Raw genomic sequence first — 16,872 nt, 5'->3', positions numbered from 1 at the left:
CTTGACAGGGGTGGCAGGCTGGACCGGAGGCAGGCCCGGGCCAGGGGTGGCCGAAGGCCAGGGGCGGAGCCCCCAAAGCCCCTGGGGTGGGCCTGCCGCAGGGCCTGCAGGCCGCCCCTGTCAAGCGCCGAGGGGACCCACACACCACGGGACCCACCCCCCGAAGCGAGGGGCCCCCCGCCCGCCCGCACACGCCCGCACCCACGCACCCACACACCCACACAACGACATGGCCCCCGGTCCACCCGGACCGGGAGCCACGTTCGCATGTCGACCGCCCCCTACTCCTTGGCCGTAGCCACCGTCACCGCCCGCACCCGCAGCGCCGCCCGTCCCGGCACGGCAGTGGCCGTCAGGGCCAGCAGCCCGGCGGCCCCGACCACGGCGGCGTACACCAGGGGCAGGACGGCCGGGGCCGCCTCCCCCGTCATCCCCACGCTGAAGGCCGTCAGCACCGCGGCCGCGATGCCGGTCCCCAGCACCGACCCCATCAGGAGCACGGACAGCGCCTCCAGCCGCAGCATCCGCAGCACCTGGCGCCGCGTCGCCCCCGCCAGCCGCAGCATGGCGAACTCGCGGATCCGCTCGCCGGTGGACATCGCCAGGGTGTTGACCACGGAGATGGCGGTGAAGGCGAGCACCAGGCCCATCGCGATCAGGTTCACCTCGGCCCCGGCCCGCTGCCGGGCGGCCCGTACCGCGTCCAGCGCGTCCGGGGTGAGCACGGAGACACCGGGATAGCGGGCGACGGCCGCGGCGAGCCCGGCCCGGGTGACGGAGGGGCCGGCGGCGACGTACACCGCGGCGGACAGCGGGTTGTCGACGTGCGCCGCCACCAGGTCGTGGGCGAGCGTGAGGTCGCCGAAGCCGAGGCCCCGGGCGTAGACGGCGGCGACCGTGACGGTGACGGGCGTGCCGTCGCCGAGGTGCACGGCCAGCCGGCTGCCGGGCTGCAGCCCGAGCTGGTCGGCGGCGATTTCGCTGACCGCCGCGCTGTGCGGGCCGAAGCCGCGGAGGGAGCCGCTGGTGACGCCGGGGTCCCAGGTGCGCCCGAGACCGGCGGGGGTCACGCCCTGGGCGGCGTACTTGGTGAGGCCGACCCGGACCTGGGTGGTGACGACCTCGGTGGCGGCCGTGACGCCCTCGACCGTACGGATCCTCGCCGCGGCCGCGCCCGGTACGCCCGGCCCCCCGGAGGCCAGCACCCAGCTGGCCCGCAGACCGTCGCGTGCCTGGGCACGGGCGGCGTGGGAGAGGGTGGGCTGGCTGAAGAGGACCGTGCAGGTCATGCCGACGAGCAGGGCGACGGGGGTGACGGCGGAAGCCATACGGGTGGCGTTGCCGCGCAGGTTGGCGGCGGCCAGGCGGCCGTTGGGGCCGGCCAGCCGGAGCGGGCCGGTGAGCAGCCAGGCGGCGGCGCGGACCAGCAGCGGGCCCAGCAGGGAGACGGCCGCGGCCAGGACGATGACCGTGAGGAACGTGACGGGGGTGGCGGCGGGCTCGGTGCGCAGAGCGCTGAGCACCACCACGAGCACCACGCCGGCGGCCGCGCACAGCAGGCCGAGCACGGTCCGCGTCAGGGCCGGTCGCCGGGGCTCCAGTGCGGCTTCGGACAGGGCCTGGGCGGGGCTGATGCGGGTGATGTGACGGGCGCTGATCCGGGCCGCGGCGCGGGCGCCGAGCACGGTGATGGCGACGGCGGCGAGGGCGGGGACGACGCCGGTGCCGGTCTCCAGGGTCGGGGGCAGCACCCCGGCGGTGGTGAACCGGTGGTGCAGCCAGGCGGCGAGGGGCAGTCCGGCGAGGGCACCGAGGACGCCGCCGGCCAGGCCCACGAGGGTGGCCTCGGTGGCGAGCAGGCTCCGGACCTGTCGGGCGGAGGCGGCGACGGCGCGGAGCAGGGCGAGCTCACGGTGGCGCTGGCGCACGGCGAGGGCGAGGGTGCCCGCCGCCACGAAGACGGCGACGAGGAGGGAGGTGCCGGCCATCGAGCCGCCCATGGAGACCAGGGTGACGCGGGCGCCGGCGGCATCGAGGAACTCGACGGGTCCGCGGTCGGCTCCACCGCTCACCCGGGCGGTGGTGCCCCGGAGGGCGGTGGCGAGGGCGGCTTCGAGCGCGGCGGGGCTGGTGCCGGGGGCGGGCCGGACGCCGATGGCGGTGTAGGTGCCGGCGGGGCGGGCCGAGAGCCGGCGGGCTTCGCCGGGGTGGAAGAAGAGCGCGCTCTGGTGGCGCAGGCCCGCGCCGCCGGCGGCGGCGATCCCGCTCACGGTGTACGTGCGCGGGGTGGTCGTCGACTGGACGGTGAGCGGGGAGCCGGGGCGCAGGCCGGCCCGTTCGGCCAGGCCGCGGTCGACGACGAGCTCCTGCTCGGTGCGCGGGGCGCGGCCCGCGGTGAGGGTGAAGGGCGTCAGGGCGGCGGAGTCCCAGGCGTGCCCGTACGCGGGCCGGTCGTCGGGGGTCGGGGTGAGCGGCTGGGCGCGGAAGGTCAGTTCGGGGACGGCGCGGTCGACGCCGGGCACCGAGCGGACGGCGGTGAGCACGCCCGCGGGCAGCCAGGCGCGCTCCGCGACGGGCTTGGCCTTGTGCTTGACCTTCCGCTTGCCGTTGCCCTTGTCCTTGACGGTGGTCTGGTGGACCTGCTGGTCGGCGGAGACGATCAGCGGGGTGGCGGCGTACCGCTCGGTGGCGACGGTGCCGCGCAGGCCGGTCTCGAGGAGGGAACCGCAGGCGGTGATGAGGGCCGCCGCGCACAGGAAGGCGACGAACGCGCCCAGGAACCCGGCCTTGCGGTCCCTGACGCTCAGGAGGGCGTAACGCAGCATCATGGGGGCAAGCCTGTCGCCCGGCGGGGGTCCCCCTCACTGGAGCGCCCCGCCCAATCCCCACGGGGGCTAACCCCACCCCCGGCCTCGGGCCGGCGGCCGCCCTCCCCCGGTGCTGTCGGCCGCGCCCCCCGTTCAGGGAGGTTCGGGACGACGGCACCGGGACGTCAGTCGAAGCCGTAGCCGAGGTCCTCGGTCTCCTCGCCCTCCTCTTCCAGCGCGCGCCGGACCACCCGCAGGGCCATGCCCTCCGGGTAGCCCTTGCGGGCGAGCATGCCGGCGAGGCGGCGGATGCGCTTGTCGCGGTCGAGTCCCCGGGTGGAACGCAGTTTGCGGTCGACGAGGTCGCGGGCGGTCTCCTCCTCGCGGTCGGAGTCGAGCCGCTCCATCGCCCGGTCGATCAGCGCGGAGTCGACGCCCTTGGTGCGCAGCTCGCGGGCGAGCGCCCGGCGGGCGAGTCCGCGGCCGTGGTGCCGGGACTCCACCCAGGCGCCCGCGAACGCGGCGTCGTCGATCAGGCCCACCTCCTCGAAGCGGGAGAGGACCTCCTCCGAGACCTCCTCGGGGATGCCCCGCTTGTGCAGGGCGTCCCCGAGCTGGCGGCGGGTGCGGGGGCTGCCGGTGAGCAGTCGGAGGCAGATCGCCCGCGCCTGCTCCTCGGGGCTCTGCCGCGGGGCGGCAGGGGCCGGGGACCCGGAGTCGTCCCGGCCCTGCCACTCCTCGGCACGGGCGTCCCGGGGGCCGGAGCCACCGCGCGCCCGCCGCCGTCCGCCGAGCGGCGGCCCCTGCCCGGCCCTCGACGGGCCGGGGCCGTCGCCGTCCTCGGGTGATGCGGCCGACACTGATCAGCTCCGGATCAGCTCTTGGCCGCGGTGGCCTTGGTCGCCTTCGCCTTGCTCGCCGGAGCGGGCACGGCCTTGGCGTCCTCGGCGGTGCCGCCGGCCGCGTCGGGACCCGGCTCGGTGGTGGGGGCGTCCTTGCGGACACCCACGCCGAGCTTCTCCTTGATCTTCTTCTCGATCTCGTTGGCGAGGTCGGGGTTGTCCTTCAGGAAGTTGCGGGCGTTCTCCTTGCCCTGGCCCAGCTGGTCGCCCTCGTACGTGTACCAGGCACCGGCCTTGCGGACGAACCCGTGCTCGACGCCCATGTCGATCAGGCCGCCCTCGCGGCTGATGCCCTGGCCGTAGAGGATGTCGAACTCGGCCTGCTTGAAGGGCGGAGCGACCTTGTTCTTGACGACCTTGCAGCGGGTGCGGTTACCGACCGCCTCGGTGCCGTCCTTGAGGGTCTCGATGCGGCGGATGTCGATGCGCACGGAGGCGTAGAACTTCAGCGCGCGGCCACCGGTCGTGGTCTCGGGCGAGCCGAACATCACGCCGATCTTCTCGCGGAGCTGGTTGATGAAGATCGCGGTGGTCTTGGACTGGTTGAGCGCGCTGGTGATCTTCCGGAGCGCCTGGCTCATCAGGCGGGCCTGGAGACCCACGTGCGAGTCGCCCATCTCGCCCTCGATCTCCGCTCGCGGCACGAGCGCGGCCACGGAGTCGATGACGATGAGGTCGAGGGCGCCGGAGCGGACCAGCATGTCCACGATCTCCAGGGCCTGCTCGCCGGTGTCCGGCTGGGACAGGATGAGGTTGTCGGTGTCGACGCCGAGCGCCTTGGCGTACTCGGGGTCGAGGGCGTGCTCGGCGTCCACGAAGGCCACGGTGCCGCCGGCGCGCTGGGCGTTGGCCACGGCGTGCAGCGTCAGCGTGGTCTTGCCGGAGGACTCCGGTCCGTAGATCTCGACGACGCGGCCGCGGGGCAGTCCGCCGACGCCGAGGGCGACGTCGAGAGCGGTCGACCCGGTGGGGATGACCTCGATGGGGTCGTTCGGGCGGTCGCCGAGGCGCATCACCGCGCCCTTGCCGAATTGTCGTTCAATCTGTGCGAGCGCGGCGTCGAGCGCCTTCTCGCGGTCGGTGCCTGCCATGGGTTCCACCCGGGTTGCTTGAGTCGATCGCTTCACGTCAAAGACGCTAACGCCTGCCACTGACAATGCGCCTCCGCGCCCCTTCCGGCTGTGGATAACCGGGTAAAACCCCAGCAATCGCGCGGCCGAAGACCCCATGAGAATGGATGTTCGATTTTCGTGTCAAGCCGCCCCGCCGGGCCGTCGCAGGGGGCGGACCGCCGGCGCCGCGCCCGGTCGCGCGGCGGGTCAGGGGGCGGTCGACGGGGCGGGTACCCGGCGCTGCTCGAGCCAGCCGCGGCTCAGGTCGTCCCAGATCGCCTGGTACCGGACGTGGACCTCGCCCAGCCGGTCGAAGGTGAGCTCGCCCGCGGCCGTCGTCGCCAGGAGGTACTCGAGGTCGTCGGCGAGCCGCCGGAAGCGGTACTGCGCCTCCTCCATCAGGACGGACCGGGAGCGCCAGTTGAAGAACGGCTCGACGGCTCCCAGCAGCGTCACCAGCGCCACGCACGCCAGGGCGAGGTCGGCCCACGCGTTGAGGTCCTGCAGGCCGAGGATGACGGTGGACGCGGCAGACAGCACCAGCGTCGCCACCTTGGTGAGGGAGGCGCTCCGACCGAACCGCCGCTTCTTGCCTCCGGCGTAGTCGTCGCCCTGGCGGATCTTGTCCAGGAGAAGCGCGGCGGCCTCCCTCGGGTCGGGCCCGCCGGCCGTTCCACTGTCCGGTCGCACTGCGCCCCCCATGTTTCCCGTCGTCCCTGTCCCCGTCGCCCGGTCAGAGGCCCACGCGGCCGTCGATGCGCTCGCGCAGGAGGTCGGCGTGGCCGTTGTGGCGGGCGTACTCCTCGATCATGTGGATCAGCACCCAGCGCAGGGAGACCCGGCCGCGCCAGACGTCGTCGCCCTCGACGTCGAGGTCCGGGGCCTGCGCCGCGAAGCGCTCGGCGAAGGCGACCTCGTCGCGCCAGGCCCGCCAGGCCGCGTCGGCGGTCCCGGGCACGGCCCCGTCGAAGTCGCCGTCCGGGTCCTGCGGCGAGGAGTAGCGGGGCGGCGCGTCCTGACCTGCGAGGACGCGCCGGAACCAGCGCCGCTCCACGTCGGAGAGGTGTCGCACCAGCCCGAGCAGCGAGAGGGTGGACGGCTCGACCGACCTGCGGGCCAGCTCCTCGCCCAGTCCGGCGCACTTCAGTTCCAGCGTCGCGCGCTGGGCGGCGAGCATGTCCATGAGCATGGGCCGCTCGTCCCCCGTCGCGGGTCCGACGAAGCGGCCGTCGCCCGCCTCGTCGACGAACAAGTCGGCGCGGGGCGCCTTCGTGGGCGCGGCCTGCGCAGCGGTGGAACCCGTGTCGTCTGAGAATGCCATGGACACGATCATGGCTGCCGGAGCCGGCCGGCGGGCCTGAATCCCGCCTTCCGCCCGTGCGAGGGGGCGGAAGGCGCGGGAGCGGGGGTCAGTCGCGGCGCTCGGCGCGCTCCGCGCGCTCGGCCTGCACCTGCTTGATGCGCACCGCTTCCTTGCGCACCTCGGCCTGGGTGGCCCGCTCCTTCTGGAGCCACTCCGGGTTCTCCTGCTTCAGCGCCTCGATCTGCTCGGTGGTGAGCGCCTCGGTCACGCCGCCGCGCGCGAGGCCCGAGATGGAGACGCCCAGCTTGGCCGCGACCACGGGCCGCGGGTGCGGGCCGGTGCGCCGCAGCTCCACCAGCCACGCCGGCGGCTCGGCCTGGAGCGCGTTCAGCTCGTCGCGCGTGACGACGCCCTCCCGGAAGTCGGCGGGGGTGGCCTCGAGGTACACACCCAGCTTCTTGGCCGCGGTGGCGGGCTTCATGGTCTGGGAGTTCTGGTGCTGCGACGTCATGCATCAAGGGTATCGAGCATATGCGCGGCCTCCGACCACGCCCGGGTAACCTGGCCGGGTGACAGGCTCCGCAGCATCCCCCGCACAGCCCTCGCCGTCCTTCCGCCTCGCGTACGTGCCGGGCGCGACCCCCGCGAAGTGGGTGCGGATCTGGCAGGAGCGGCTGCCCGACGTCCCGCTGCAGCTCGTCCAGGTGGAGTCCGGCGAGGTCGAGGACGTCCTGCGCCGCGGTGACGCGGACGCCGGTCTCGTACGGCTCCCGGTCGACCGTACGTACTTCAGCGCGATCCCCCTCTACACCGAGACGACCGTGGTCGTGGTCCCCAAGGACCACCTCGTCGCGGCGGTGGAAGAGGTGTCCGCGGCGGAGCTGGCCGACGAGGTCGTCTTCCACCCGCTCGACGACACCCTCGGCTGGGAGCAGCCGCCCGGCCGGCCCGCGATCGAGCGCCCGGCCACCACGGCGGACGCCATCGAGCTGGTCGCCGCGAACGTGGGCGTCCTGCTCGTCCCCCAGTCGCTGGCCCGGCTGCACCACCGGCGCGACCTGACGTACCGCACGGTCACGGACGTCCCGCAGTCGCAGGTGGCCCTGTCGTGGCCCGAGGAGCGGACCACCGACATGGTGGAGGACTTCATCGGCATCGTCCGCGGCCGGACCGTGAACAGCACCCGCGGCCGGGACCGGGGCGCGTCCGGGTCCGGGTCCGGGGACCAGGGGAAGGCGCAGGGCAAGGGCCAGGGCAGGACCCCGCAGAAGGCCCAGCAGAAGGGCAGGCCGGCCGCCGCCAAGGGGGCCGCGAAGGCGACCGGTCGCGGTCCGCGCACCGGCGGAGCCCCGTCCGCCGCCAAGCGCGGTGGCGGTACGGGCCGCGGCAAGCCCCGCAAGGGCCGCTGACCGGCGCGACGCGCGCCCCGCGACCTCGTACTCGTACTCGTACTCGTCCTCGTACCTCGTACGCCCGACGTCACGAGGTCGTGGAGCGCTCCCGGCGTCCCACCCTGGGGTCGTCCGCGACCTCGTACCGCTTGATGTACGCGCCGAGGAACGACTGCAGCGTCGCCACCGCCGGAATGGCGATCAGCGCCCCGATGGCCCCGAGCAGCGCGGTCCCGGCGATCACCGACCCGAACGCGACCGCCGGGTGGATGTCCACGGTCCGCGAGGTCAGCTTCGGCTGCAGCATGTAGTTCTCGAACTGCTGGTAGATCACCACGAACACCAGCACGTACACCGCGTACCACGGGTTGACCGTGAAGGCGATCAGCATCGGCAGCGCGCCCGCCAGGTACGTGCCGATCGTCGGGATGAACTGCGAGACCAGCCCCACCCACAACGCCAGCGCGGGCGCGTACGGCACCCCCAGCACGACCAGCACCACGTAGTGGGCCACCGCCGAGATCAGCGCCATCAGGCCGCGCGAGTAGAGGTAGCCGCCCGTCTTGGCGACCGCGATCTCCCATGCCCGCAGCACCTCGGCCTGCCGCGCCGGCGGCAGCACCGAGCACAGCGCGCGGCGCAGCCGCGGGCCGTCGGCGGCGAAGTAGAAGGAGAACAGGCCGATGGTCAGCAGCTTGAAGAGCCCGCCCAGGACGGTCGCCGAGACGTCCAGCACGCCGGTCGCGCTGTTCTGCACGTACTTCTGGAGCCAGTCGGAGTGCAGCAGGCTGTCCTGGATGGCCAGCCGGGACAGGTCCGTGTGGAACGTCTTGTTGATCGACCCGATGAGCGAGTCCAGGTACTGCGGGAAGCGGTCGACCATGTCGACGATCTGACCGGCCAGCATCGAGCCCATCAGGGCGACGAAGCCCAGCCCGAGGACCAGGACGCCGAGGAACACCAGGAAGGTGGCGATGCCCCGGCGCATCCCGCGCGCGGACATCCGGCTCACCGCCGGCTCCACGGCCAGGGCGAGGAAGAAGGCGATCAGGATGTTGAGCAGCAGGGCGACCAGCTGGTGGAAGGCCCAGCTGGCGAGCTGGAAGCAGGCGTAGAGGGCCAGGACCAGGATGACGGCGCGCGGCAGCCAGCGCGGCATCCGCGGCGAGCCGGCCCGGACGGCGGTGCCGGGGCCCGAGGGCGGCGCCTTGCCCGCGTCGGCGTCTGTGTCGGCACCCGCCCCGGCCCCGGCGTCAGGGGCGGGTGCGGGGGCGGGGATCTGCGCCGCGGGGGCCGCGGCTCGGCGCGGGTGCTCGGGCTGGTCGGTGTCACGGGTGGCTGCCACCCGGCCAGTCTCTCGTACCGGTGGGGCGGCCCGTCAGCGCTTGTGCTCCGGCACGTCCATCGCCCGGCAGACCGCCCGCCACACGTCCTTGGCCTCCCAGCCCGCGTCGAGGGCCTGGTGGACCGTGCGTCCGCCCAGTTCGGACATCACGTGGTCGCGTGCGAAGGAATCGGCGTAGGCGGCGCCGAAGTGCTCGGCCATCCGCTCCCAGAAAATCGTCAACCGCATGCGCCCAGTATCCCGCCCCCGGGGTGCACCCCCGCCGAGCCGCCGGTCCGCCGCCGTCCGGCCCCCTACGGTTTCGGGCATGCCTGGTGACGAAGCATCCCCCGGATCCCCCCTGGCCCGCGCCGAGCGGTTCGTCTGGCTCACGGCCCGGGTCCTGGAGCAGCGGCGGTTCGCGTACCACTTCCTGGGCGGCGGGGCCGATCCGGTCGACGCCGCCCTCGGCCCGTACCTGAACCCCGACGGCGGCTACGGCCACGCCCTCGACCCGGACCTGCGGGGCCCGGTCAGCCAGCCCCTGCACTCGGCGTACGCACTGCGCGTACTGGACTCCCTCGGGCGCTGCGCGGGCCAGCGCGTGGAACGGCTGTGCCGGCACCTGACGCAGGCCTCCACGCCCGACGGCGCTCTCCCGGTGCTGCGCCCGGCCGCGCGCGACTACCCGGGGGCGCCGTACCACCCGGTGCTCGACGACCCGCCGAGCGAGCTGCTGACGACCGGCCCGGTGGTGGGCGTCCTGCACCGCAACCGGGTCTGGCACGCGTGGCTGTTCCGGGCCACCGACTACTGCTGGGAGCGGGTCGAGACGCTGCGCAGGTCCCACCCGTACGAGATCCAGGCCGCGGTGGACTTCCTCGACGGGGCGCCCGACCGGTCGCGGGCCCTGGCCGCGGCCGACCGGCTGGGGCGGCTGGTCCGCGAGGACCGGCTGGTCGTGCTCGACCCGGCCGAGCAGGACGCCTACCCGGTGGCGCCCGGCTACGCGCCGGGCGAGCGGCTCTTCCCGCACGACCTCGCCCGCAGACCGGAGTCGCTGGCCAGGGGGTGGTTCACGGACGAGGAGGTGGCCCGGTCGCTGGACTTCCTGGCGGCCGAACAGCAGGAGGACGGCGGCTGGCCGGTGCGCCGCCGGGCCTGGGCCCCCGGCAGCAGCCTGGAGCGCCGGCCGATCGCGGCGATCGAGGCGCTGCTGACGCTGCGGGCGTACGGCCGGCCGCTCACCGCGGTGCGGGGGCGGTGACGGTGGCGGAGCCCGGGTCAGCCGCCCAGCGCCCGTACCCCGGCCGTGACCAGTACCGCGACCGCGACGACGAGCAGGAACGGGGCGCGCAGCAGCAGCGCGACACCGGCGGCGGCCACGCCCGCGGCGCGGGCGTCCAGCACGAGTGCCTGGCCGGAGCCGAACGTCTGCTGGGCCGTGAGGGCAGCCAGCAGGGCCACCGGCAGCAGGCCGGCCAGCTGGCGCACGGCCGGCCGCTCCAGGGTGCCGGCGGGGACGAGGAGTCCCGCCAGCTTGAGGAGGTAGCAGCCCGCGGCGGTGGCGGCGATCGCGATCCAGACGTTCATCGGTCGTCTCCCTGCGGGGTCTCGGAGGAGGTGGGGGCGCCGCGCCCGTCGCGCCGGCCGGCCTCGCGTCCCTTGACGTAGAGGACGGCGGGGGCGGCGAGGGCCGCGACGAGGACGGGCACGCCGGCGGGCAGTACGGGCAGGAAGCCGAGGCCCAGGACGACGGCCAGGGCGGCCGCGGCCCGCTCGGTGGCGGTACGCAGCTTCGGCGCGAGCAGCGCGAGGAACACCGCCGGCCCGGCCGCGTCCAGCCCCCACGCGTCGGTGTCGCCGATGGCCTCGGCGCCCAGGGCGCCGAGCAGGGTGGTGAGGTTCCACAGCACGTACAGGGTGAGGCCGGTGACGGTGAAGCCGAGCCGGGCGGTGGCCCGGTCCTTCTGGGCCATGGCCACGGCGGCCGTCTCGTCGATCACCCAGTGCGCGGCGAGCGGGCGGACGGGGCGGGGCACCGCGAGCAGCCGCGACAGGCGCAGGCCGTAGAAGGCGTTGCGGGTGCCGAGGAAGAAGGCCCCGGCGGCCGCGGTCAGCGGGTTGCCGCCGGCGGCGAGGGCTCCGACCAGCGCGAACTGCGAGGCGCCGGTGAAGACGAGCAGGCTGAGCACGCACGCCTGCGCCACGCTGAGGCCCGATCCCGCGGCGGTGACGCCGAAGGCGAAGCCGGAGAGGCCGACGGCCACGCCGACGCCGAGTCCGTCCCGCACCACGGCCCGCCGGGCCGCCCCGGTCGAAGCGGTCGCCGTCCCTGCCGCCGGTACTGCTGCTGTCTCTGCCACGCCCCTGACGGTAGGGGGAGCGGGCAACCGGGTCTTGTACGTTCTTGCACCCGCCACCGACCGGTCCCGCCAGCCGGACACCCGGCGGCCGGCCCCCGGGCGCGGGGCGCAGAATGGCCCCATGAGCGGCAACGGGGAGTGGGCACGGCACTGGCAGCCGCCCGAGCTGCCGGGCCTGGACCTCCTGAAGGCCCACTACGTCCGGCACGCCTTCCCCCGCCATGCGCACGACGGCTACGTGGTGGCCACCGTCACGGGCGGCATCGAGGAGGTCGGGCTGCCGACCGGTCCGGTCCGGGCCGGCGCCGGGGACGTCGTACTGATCAACCCGGAGGTCCCGCACACGGCGAAGGCGGGCTCCAGCGACGGCTGGGCGTACCACACGCTGTACCCGGCCCGGGACCTGGTCGCCGACGTGGCGCGCGAGCTGTCCACCCTGCACGGCACGCCCGGATTCACGGCCGACGTCGTGGCCGACCCCCAGGCGGCCCTGCTCATCAAGGAGGTGCACCGGGCCGCCGAGGAGGGCAACGCGCTGGCCGCCGACAGCCTGCTGCGGGTGGCGGTGGCGGGCCTGCTGCGCCGGCACGGCGGCACCCTGCCGGCCCGCACCGTCCGCGGGGCGGGGGCGGCCACCGCGGCCCGCGCGCGGGCGGTGCTCGAGGAGCGGCTGGCCGAGCCGCCGTCGCTGGAGCGGCTGGCCGCCTCGCTCGACACGAGCCCCTTCGCGCTGCTGCGGGCCTTCAAGGACGCGTACGGGCTGCCCCCGCACGCCTGGCTCACCGACGCGCGCGTGCGCCGGGCCCGGGCACTGCTCGAGGCGGGTGCGCCGGTGGCGGAGGCGGCCGTGGCGGTGGGCTTCACCGACCAGCCCCACCTGAACCGCCACTTCACCCGCATCGTGGGCGTCCCGCCGGGCGCCTACCGCCGCGAACGCACCGGACGCTGAAACCCGGCGACGGACCCCGGGTGCCCCGCGAAGCCCCCGCCGTTCGGACCGCTTGTCAGTGCCGGGGTGCACGATGGGGTGCATGGCCGGTTCCGCGCTCGACTCGTTCTCCCCCGCGACCCGCTCCTGGTTCTCGGGGGCCTTCCGTTCGCCCACCGCCGCCCAGGACGGCGCCTGGCGGGCCATCGCGGAGGGTTCGGACGTCCTCGTCGTCGCGCCGACCGGATCCGGCAAGACCCTCGCCGCCTTCCTCGCCGCCCTCGACCGGCTGGCGAGCACGCCCCCGCCGGCGGAGCCGAGGAAGCGCTGCCGCGTGCTGTACGTGTCCCCGCTCAAGGCGCTCGCCGTCGACGTGGAGCGCAACCTGCGCAGCCCCCTGACCGGCATCCGGCAGGAGTCGGTGCGGCTGGGGCTGCCGGAGCCGGACATCAAGGTGGGCATCCGCTCGGGTGACACCCCGCCCGCCGAGCGGCGGGCCCTGGCCACCCGGCCGCCGGACATCCTGATCACCACGCCCGAGTCGCTGTTCCTGATGCTCACCTCGGCGACCCGGGACGCCCTCGCGGGCGTCGAGACGGTCATCCTCGACGAGGTGCACGCGGTGGCCGGCACCAAGCGCGGCGCGCACCTGGCGCTGTCCCTGGAGCGGTTGGACGAGTTGCTGCCCCGTCCGGCGCGCCGGATCGGCCTCTCGGCGACCGTCCGGCCGGTGGACGAGGTGGCCCGCTACCTGTCGCCGCGCCGCAAGGTGGAGATCGTCCAGCCGCCCTCCGGGAAGGAGTTCGACCTCTCGGTCGTCGTGCCGGTGGAGGACATGGGGGAGCTGGGCGGCTCCCCGGCCTCCGAAGGCCAGGACGGCGGGGACAAGCCGTCCATCTGGCCGCACGTGGAGGAGCGGATCGCGGACCTGGTCCAGGCGCACCGTTCGACGATCGTGTTCGCCAACTCGCGGCGGTTGGCCGAGCGGCTGTGCAACCGGCTCAACGAGATCGCGTACGAACGCGCGATGGGCGAGGCGCTGCCGGAGGGCGCGCCGCCGGCGGAGATCATGGCGCAGTCGGGTGCGTCCCACGGCTCTCCGCCCCTGCTGGCCCGCGCGCACCACGGCTCGGTCTCCAAGGAGCAGCGGGCGCTGGTGGAGGAGGACCTCAAGGCCGGCCGGCTGCCGGCCGTCGTCGCCACCTCCAGCCTCGAACTCGGCATCGACATGGGGGCCGTGGACCTGGTCGTCCAGGTGGAGTCCCCGCCGTCGGTGGCGTCCGGGCTGCAGCGGGTGGGCCGCGCCGGCCACCAGGTGGGCGCGGTCTCGACGGGCGTGGTGTTCCCGAAGTACCGGGGCGACCTGGTGCAGGCGGCGGTGGTGACCGAGCGGATGCGCAGCGGGTCCATCGAGTCGCTGCGCATCCCGGCCAATCCGCTGGACGTGCTCGCGCAGCAGGTGGTGGCGATGACGGCCCTGGACACGTGGCAGGTGGACGACCTGCTGGCGCTGGTGCGCCGGGCCGCGCCGTTCGCCGCACTGCCCGAGTCGGCGTTCACGGCGGTGCTGGACATGCTGGCGGGGCGTTACCCCTCGGACGCCTTCGCGGAGTTGCGGCCGCGGGTGGTGTGGGACCGGGTGGCGGGTACGGTCACGGGCCGGCCGGGTGCGCAGCGGCTGGCCGTCACCTCGGGCGGCACGATCCCGGACCGCGGCCTGTTCGGGGTGTTCCTGGCCGGGTCCGACCCGAAGAAGGGCGGCGGCCGGGTCGGCGAACTGGACGAGGAGATGGTGTACGAGTCCCGGGTCGGGGACGTGTTCACCCTCGGCACCACCTCGTGGCGGATCGAGGACATCACCCGCGACCGGGTGTTGGTGACCCCGGCCCCCGGGGTGCCGGGCCGGCTGCCGTTCTGGAAGGGCGACCAGCTCGGCCGGCCGCTCGAACTGGGGCGGGCGGTGGGTGCGTTCCTGCGCGAGGTGGGCGGCCTGGCGGAGGACGACGCCCGGCTGCGGCTGCTGGCCGCCGGCCTGGACGCCTGGGCGGCGGACAACGTCCTGGCCTACCTGAAGGAGCAGCGCGAGGCGTGCGGCCACGTGCCGGACGACCGCACGATCGTCGTGGAGCGGTTCCGCGACGAACTGGGCGACTGGCGGGTCGTGGTGCACTCCCCGTTCGGCGCGCAGGTGCACGCACCGTGGGCGCTGGCGCTGGGGGCCCGGCTGGCCGAGCGGTTCGGGATGGACGCGCAGGTGATGCACGCGGACGACGGCATCGTGCTGCGGCTGCCGGACGCCGACCTGCTGGGGCTGGACCTGCTGGACTCCGACCCGGCCGCCCCCGGCTTCGAGTTCGACAGCGAGCAGGCCCCGCTGGGCGCGGCCGAGGTGGCCTTCGACAAGGGCGAGGTCGACCAGATCGTCACCGACCAGGTCGGCGGCTCGGCCCTGTTCGCGGCCAGGTTCCGGGAGTGCGCGGCCCGGGCGCTGCTGCTGCCGCGCCGCAACCCGGGCAAGCGGACCCCGCTGTGGCAGCAGCGCCAGCGGGCGGCCCAGCTGCTCCAGGTGGCCTCGGAGTTCGGCTCGTTCCCGATCGTGCTGGAGGCCGTGCGCGAATGCCTCCAGGACGTGTTCGACGTACCGGGCCTGACGGAACTGATGGGGGACATCGAGGCGCGCCGGGTGCGGCTGGTCGAGGTGACCACGCCGGAGCCATCGCCGTTCGCCCGCTCCCTGCTGTTCGGTTACGTCGCCCAGTTCCTGTACGAGGGCGACTCCCCGCTGGCGGAGCGCCGGGCCGCGGCGCTGTCGCTGGACTCGCGGCTGCTGGCGGAGCTGCTGGGCCAGGCGGAGCTGCGCGAACTGCTCGACGCGGACGTCCTGGCCGAGTTGGAGGCGGAGCTGCAGTGGCTGACGGAGGACCGGCGCGTCAAGGACGCGGAGGGGATCGCCGACCTGCTGCGCCTGCTGGGCCCGCTGACGCCGGCCGAACTGGCCGAGCGCGGCGGCGATCCGGCCTGGGTGGCGGAGCTGAACCACGCCCGCCGCGTGATCGCGGTGCGGATCGCGGGCGCGGACCACTGGGCGGCGGTCGAGGACGCCGGCCGGCTGCGGGACGCGCTGGGCACGGCCCTGCCGGTGGGGGTGCCGGAGGCGTTCACCGAGCCGGTCAAGGACCCGCTCGGCGACCTGCTGGCCCGGTACGCGCGCACCCACGGCCCGTTCACGTCGGCGGCCGCGGCGGCCCGGTTCGGGCTGGGCGTGGCGGTGACGGAGGGCGCGTTGCAGCGGCTCGCGGGGGCGGGGCGGGTCGTGCAGGGCGAGTTCCACCCTTCGGGGCTGGGCCAGGAGTGGTGCGACGCGGCCGTGCTGCGCCGGCTGCGGCGGCGGTCGCTGGCCGCGCTGCGCCAGGAGCTGGAGCCGGTGCCGCCGGCCGCGCTGGCCTCGTTCCTGCCGCAGTGGCAGCACGTCGGCGCGTCCGGCGCCGGGGGCGGCGGTCTGCGCGGCCTCGACGGGCTGGCCCGGGCCGTCGAGCAGCTCCAGGGAGCCCCGGTGCCCGCCTCGGCCCTGGAACGGCTGGTGCTGCCGTCGCGGGTGGCGCAGTACCGGCCGGGGATGCTGGACGAGCTGACCACCGCCGGCGAGGTGGTGTGGGCGGGCGCCGGCGCACTGCCGGGCAAGGACGGCTGGGTCTCCCTCTACCTCGCGGACGCGGCCCCGCTGCTGCTCCCGCCGCCGCACCCGCTGGAGTTGTCCCCGCTGCACCAGTCGGTGCTGGCCGCGCTGGCAGGCGGGTACGGGCTGTTCTTCCGCCAGATCGCGGACTCGGTGCGGCGCGACCACCCCGAGGCCTCGGACGTCCAGCTGTCCGAGGCGGTGTGGGACCTGGCCTGGTCGGGCCGGCTGACGAACGACACCCTGGCGCCGCTGCGCTCCCTGCTGGGCAGCGGCCGCACGGCCGGCTCGACCGCCCACCGCGCCAGGCGCACCGTCCCCCGGGGCCGGTACGGCAGCCTCACCGCGGCCGCCCGCCCGGCCTCCCGGACCGGCCCGCCGACGGTCTCCGGCCGCTGGTCGCTGCTGCCGGAGGCCGAGCCGGACACCACGCACCGCGCGCACGCGGTGGCCCGTACGCTCCTCGACCGGCACGGTGTGGTCACCCGCGGGGCCGTCGCGGCCGAGGGGATCGAGGGCGGCTTCTCCGCCGTCTACCGCGTCCTGTCGGCGTTCGAGGACAGCGGCCAGGCCCGCCGGGGGTACGTCGTGGAGGGCCTGGGCGCGGCCCAGTTCGCCATGGACGGCGCCGTGGACCGGCTGCGCGCCACCGCCACGGCGCGCGACCGGGCCGAGTCGCCGCTGGACGCCCGCGTGCTCGCCGCGGCCGATCCGGCGAACGCCTACGGGGCCGCCCTGCCCTGGCCCGAGCCGCCGGACGGCGCGGGCCACAAGCCCGGCCGCAAGGCGGGTTCGCTGGTGGTGCTGGTGGACGGCGAGCTGGTGCTCTACCTGGAGCGCGGCGGCAAGACGCTGCTCGCCTGGCCCGAGCCGGACTCCCCCGCCCTGCTGGCCGCCACCTCCGCCCTGGCCGCCGCGGCCCGCGCGGGCCAGGTCGGCGCCCTCACCGTCGAGCGCACCAACGGCTCCCCGGCGCTGACCTCGCCCCTGGGCCGGTCGCTCGAGTCGGCCGGCTTCCACGCCACCCCGCGGGGGCTGCGGCTGCGGCCGTGACGGTCGCGGG

Annotated in this window: 14 protein-coding genes; 4 read left to right on the top strand and 10 right to left on the bottom strand. The window is 75.2% G+C overall.

Annotation, left to right across the window (positions count from 1 at the left end; all coding sequences use genetic code 11):
- Positions 1 to 281 precede the first annotated feature (281 nt).
- From IF43_RS0130370 to IF43_RS0130345, 6 genes are all read right to left on the bottom strand, one after another.
- Positions 282 to 2,828: an FtsX-like permease family protein gene (locus IF43_RS0130370; protein WP_030208095.1), complete on the bottom strand. Its 2,547-nt coding sequence runs from the start codon at positions 2,826 to 2,828 to the stop codon at positions 282 to 284.
- Between the two features lie 164 nt (positions 2,829 to 2,992).
- Positions 2,993 to 3,667 carry a recombination regulator RecX gene (gene recX, locus IF43_RS37115; protein ID WP_078910575.1) on the bottom strand — a complete coding sequence of 225 codons (675 nt, stop codon included), beginning with the start codon at positions 3,665 to 3,667 and terminating at the stop codon, positions 2,993 to 2,995.
- A gap of 14 nt (positions 3,668 to 3,681) precedes the next feature.
- A complete protein-coding gene (gene recA / locus IF43_RS0130360; protein ID WP_030208089.1) occupies positions 3,682 to 4,800 on the bottom strand; it encodes a recombinase RecA in 1,119 nt (372 codons plus the stop codon).
- Between the two features lie 228 nt (positions 4,801 to 5,028).
- The gene (locus tag IF43_RS0130355) at positions 5,029 to 5,511 is read right to left on the bottom strand and encodes an SLATT domain-containing protein (RefSeq protein WP_051796461.1); all 483 of its coding nucleotides are present in this window, start codon (positions 5,509 to 5,511) and stop codon (positions 5,029 to 5,031) included.
- Between the two features lie 43 nt (positions 5,512 to 5,554).
- On the bottom strand, positions 5,555 to 6,142 hold the full coding sequence (locus IF43_RS0130350) for a DinB family protein (protein ID WP_051796467.1): 588 nt from the start codon (positions 6,140 to 6,142) through the stop codon (positions 5,555 to 5,557).
- Between the two features lie 88 nt (positions 6,143 to 6,230).
- Positions 6,231 to 6,635, bottom strand: a complete 405-nt coding sequence (locus IF43_RS0130345) for a DUF5997 family protein (protein ID WP_030208080.1) — start codon at positions 6,633 to 6,635, stop codon at positions 6,231 to 6,233.
- Positions 6,636 to 6,693: 58 nt separating this feature from the next.
- Here IF43_RS0130345 and IF43_RS0130340 point away from each other — a divergent pair, with 58 nt between their 5' ends.
- Positions 6,694 to 7,533, top strand: coding sequence for a LysR family transcriptional regulator substrate-binding protein (locus IF43_RS0130340; RefSeq protein WP_030208076.1), 840 nt, complete (start codon positions 6,694 to 6,696; stop codon positions 7,531 to 7,533).
- 70 nt (positions 7,534 to 7,603) lie between these two features.
- On the opposite strand, the gene IF43_RS0130335 is transcribed toward IF43_RS0130340, so the two are convergent.
- On the bottom strand, positions 7,604 to 8,674 hold the full coding sequence (locus IF43_RS0130335) for an AI-2E family transporter (protein WP_051796465.1): 1,071 nt from the start codon (positions 8,672 to 8,674) through the stop codon (positions 7,604 to 7,606).
- Positions 8,675 to 8,893: 219 nt separating this feature from the next.
- On the bottom strand, positions 8,894 to 9,088 hold the full coding sequence (locus IF43_RS0130330; protein ID WP_030208070.1) for a DUF3046 domain-containing protein: 195 nt from the start codon (positions 9,086 to 9,088) through the stop codon (positions 8,894 to 8,896).
- Positions 9,089 to 9,167: 79 nt separating this feature from the next.
- Here IF43_RS0130330 and IF43_RS0130325 point away from each other — a divergent pair, with 79 nt between their 5' ends.
- Positions 9,168 to 10,106 carry a hypothetical protein gene (locus IF43_RS0130325; RefSeq protein WP_030208067.1) on the top strand — a complete coding sequence of 313 codons (939 nt, stop codon included), beginning with the start codon at positions 9,168 to 9,170 and terminating at the stop codon, positions 10,104 to 10,106.
- A gap of 17 nt (positions 10,107 to 10,123) precedes the next feature.
- On the opposite strand, the gene IF43_RS0130320 is transcribed toward IF43_RS0130325, so the two are convergent.
- Both IF43_RS0130320 and IF43_RS37110 read right to left on the bottom strand, forming a co-directional pair.
- Positions 10,124 to 10,432: an AzlD domain-containing protein gene (locus IF43_RS0130320; protein ID WP_030208064.1), complete on the bottom strand. Its 309-nt coding sequence runs from the start codon at positions 10,430 to 10,432 to the stop codon at positions 10,124 to 10,126.
- Positions 10,429 to 11,136, bottom strand: coding sequence for an AzlC family ABC transporter permease (locus IF43_RS37110; protein ID WP_051796456.1), 708 nt, complete (start codon positions 11,134 to 11,136; stop codon positions 10,429 to 10,431). The genes IF43_RS0130320 and IF43_RS37110 overlap by 4 nt, the downstream gene beginning before the upstream one ends.
- Before the next feature lie 190 nt (positions 11,137 to 11,326).
- On the opposite strand from IF43_RS37110, the gene IF43_RS0130310 reads away from it, so the two are divergent.
- Together IF43_RS0130310 and IF43_RS0130305 are read left to right on the top strand one after the other, a co-directional pair.
- Complete coding sequence (locus tag IF43_RS0130310) at positions 11,327 to 12,154, top strand: AraC family transcriptional regulator (protein ID WP_030208059.1); 828 nt, start codon at positions 11,327 to 11,329, stop codon at positions 12,152 to 12,154.
- A gap of 82 nt (positions 12,155 to 12,236) precedes the next feature.
- Positions 12,237 to 16,862 (top strand): ATP-dependent helicase, encoded by a 4,626-nt coding sequence (locus IF43_RS0130305; protein WP_030208056.1) that lies wholly within the window; start codon positions 12,237 to 12,239, stop codon positions 16,860 to 16,862.
- Positions 16,863 to 16,872: the final 10 nt, after the last annotated feature.

This window comes from Streptomyces sp. NRRL S-87 (assembly GCF_000719335.1).
Taxonomy (GTDB): domain Bacteria; phylum Actinomycetota; class Actinomycetes; order Streptomycetales; family Streptomycetaceae; genus Streptomyces.
Note: the sequence above shows the minus strand (reverse complement) of the source record. Positions and strands in the feature narration are given on the sequence as shown.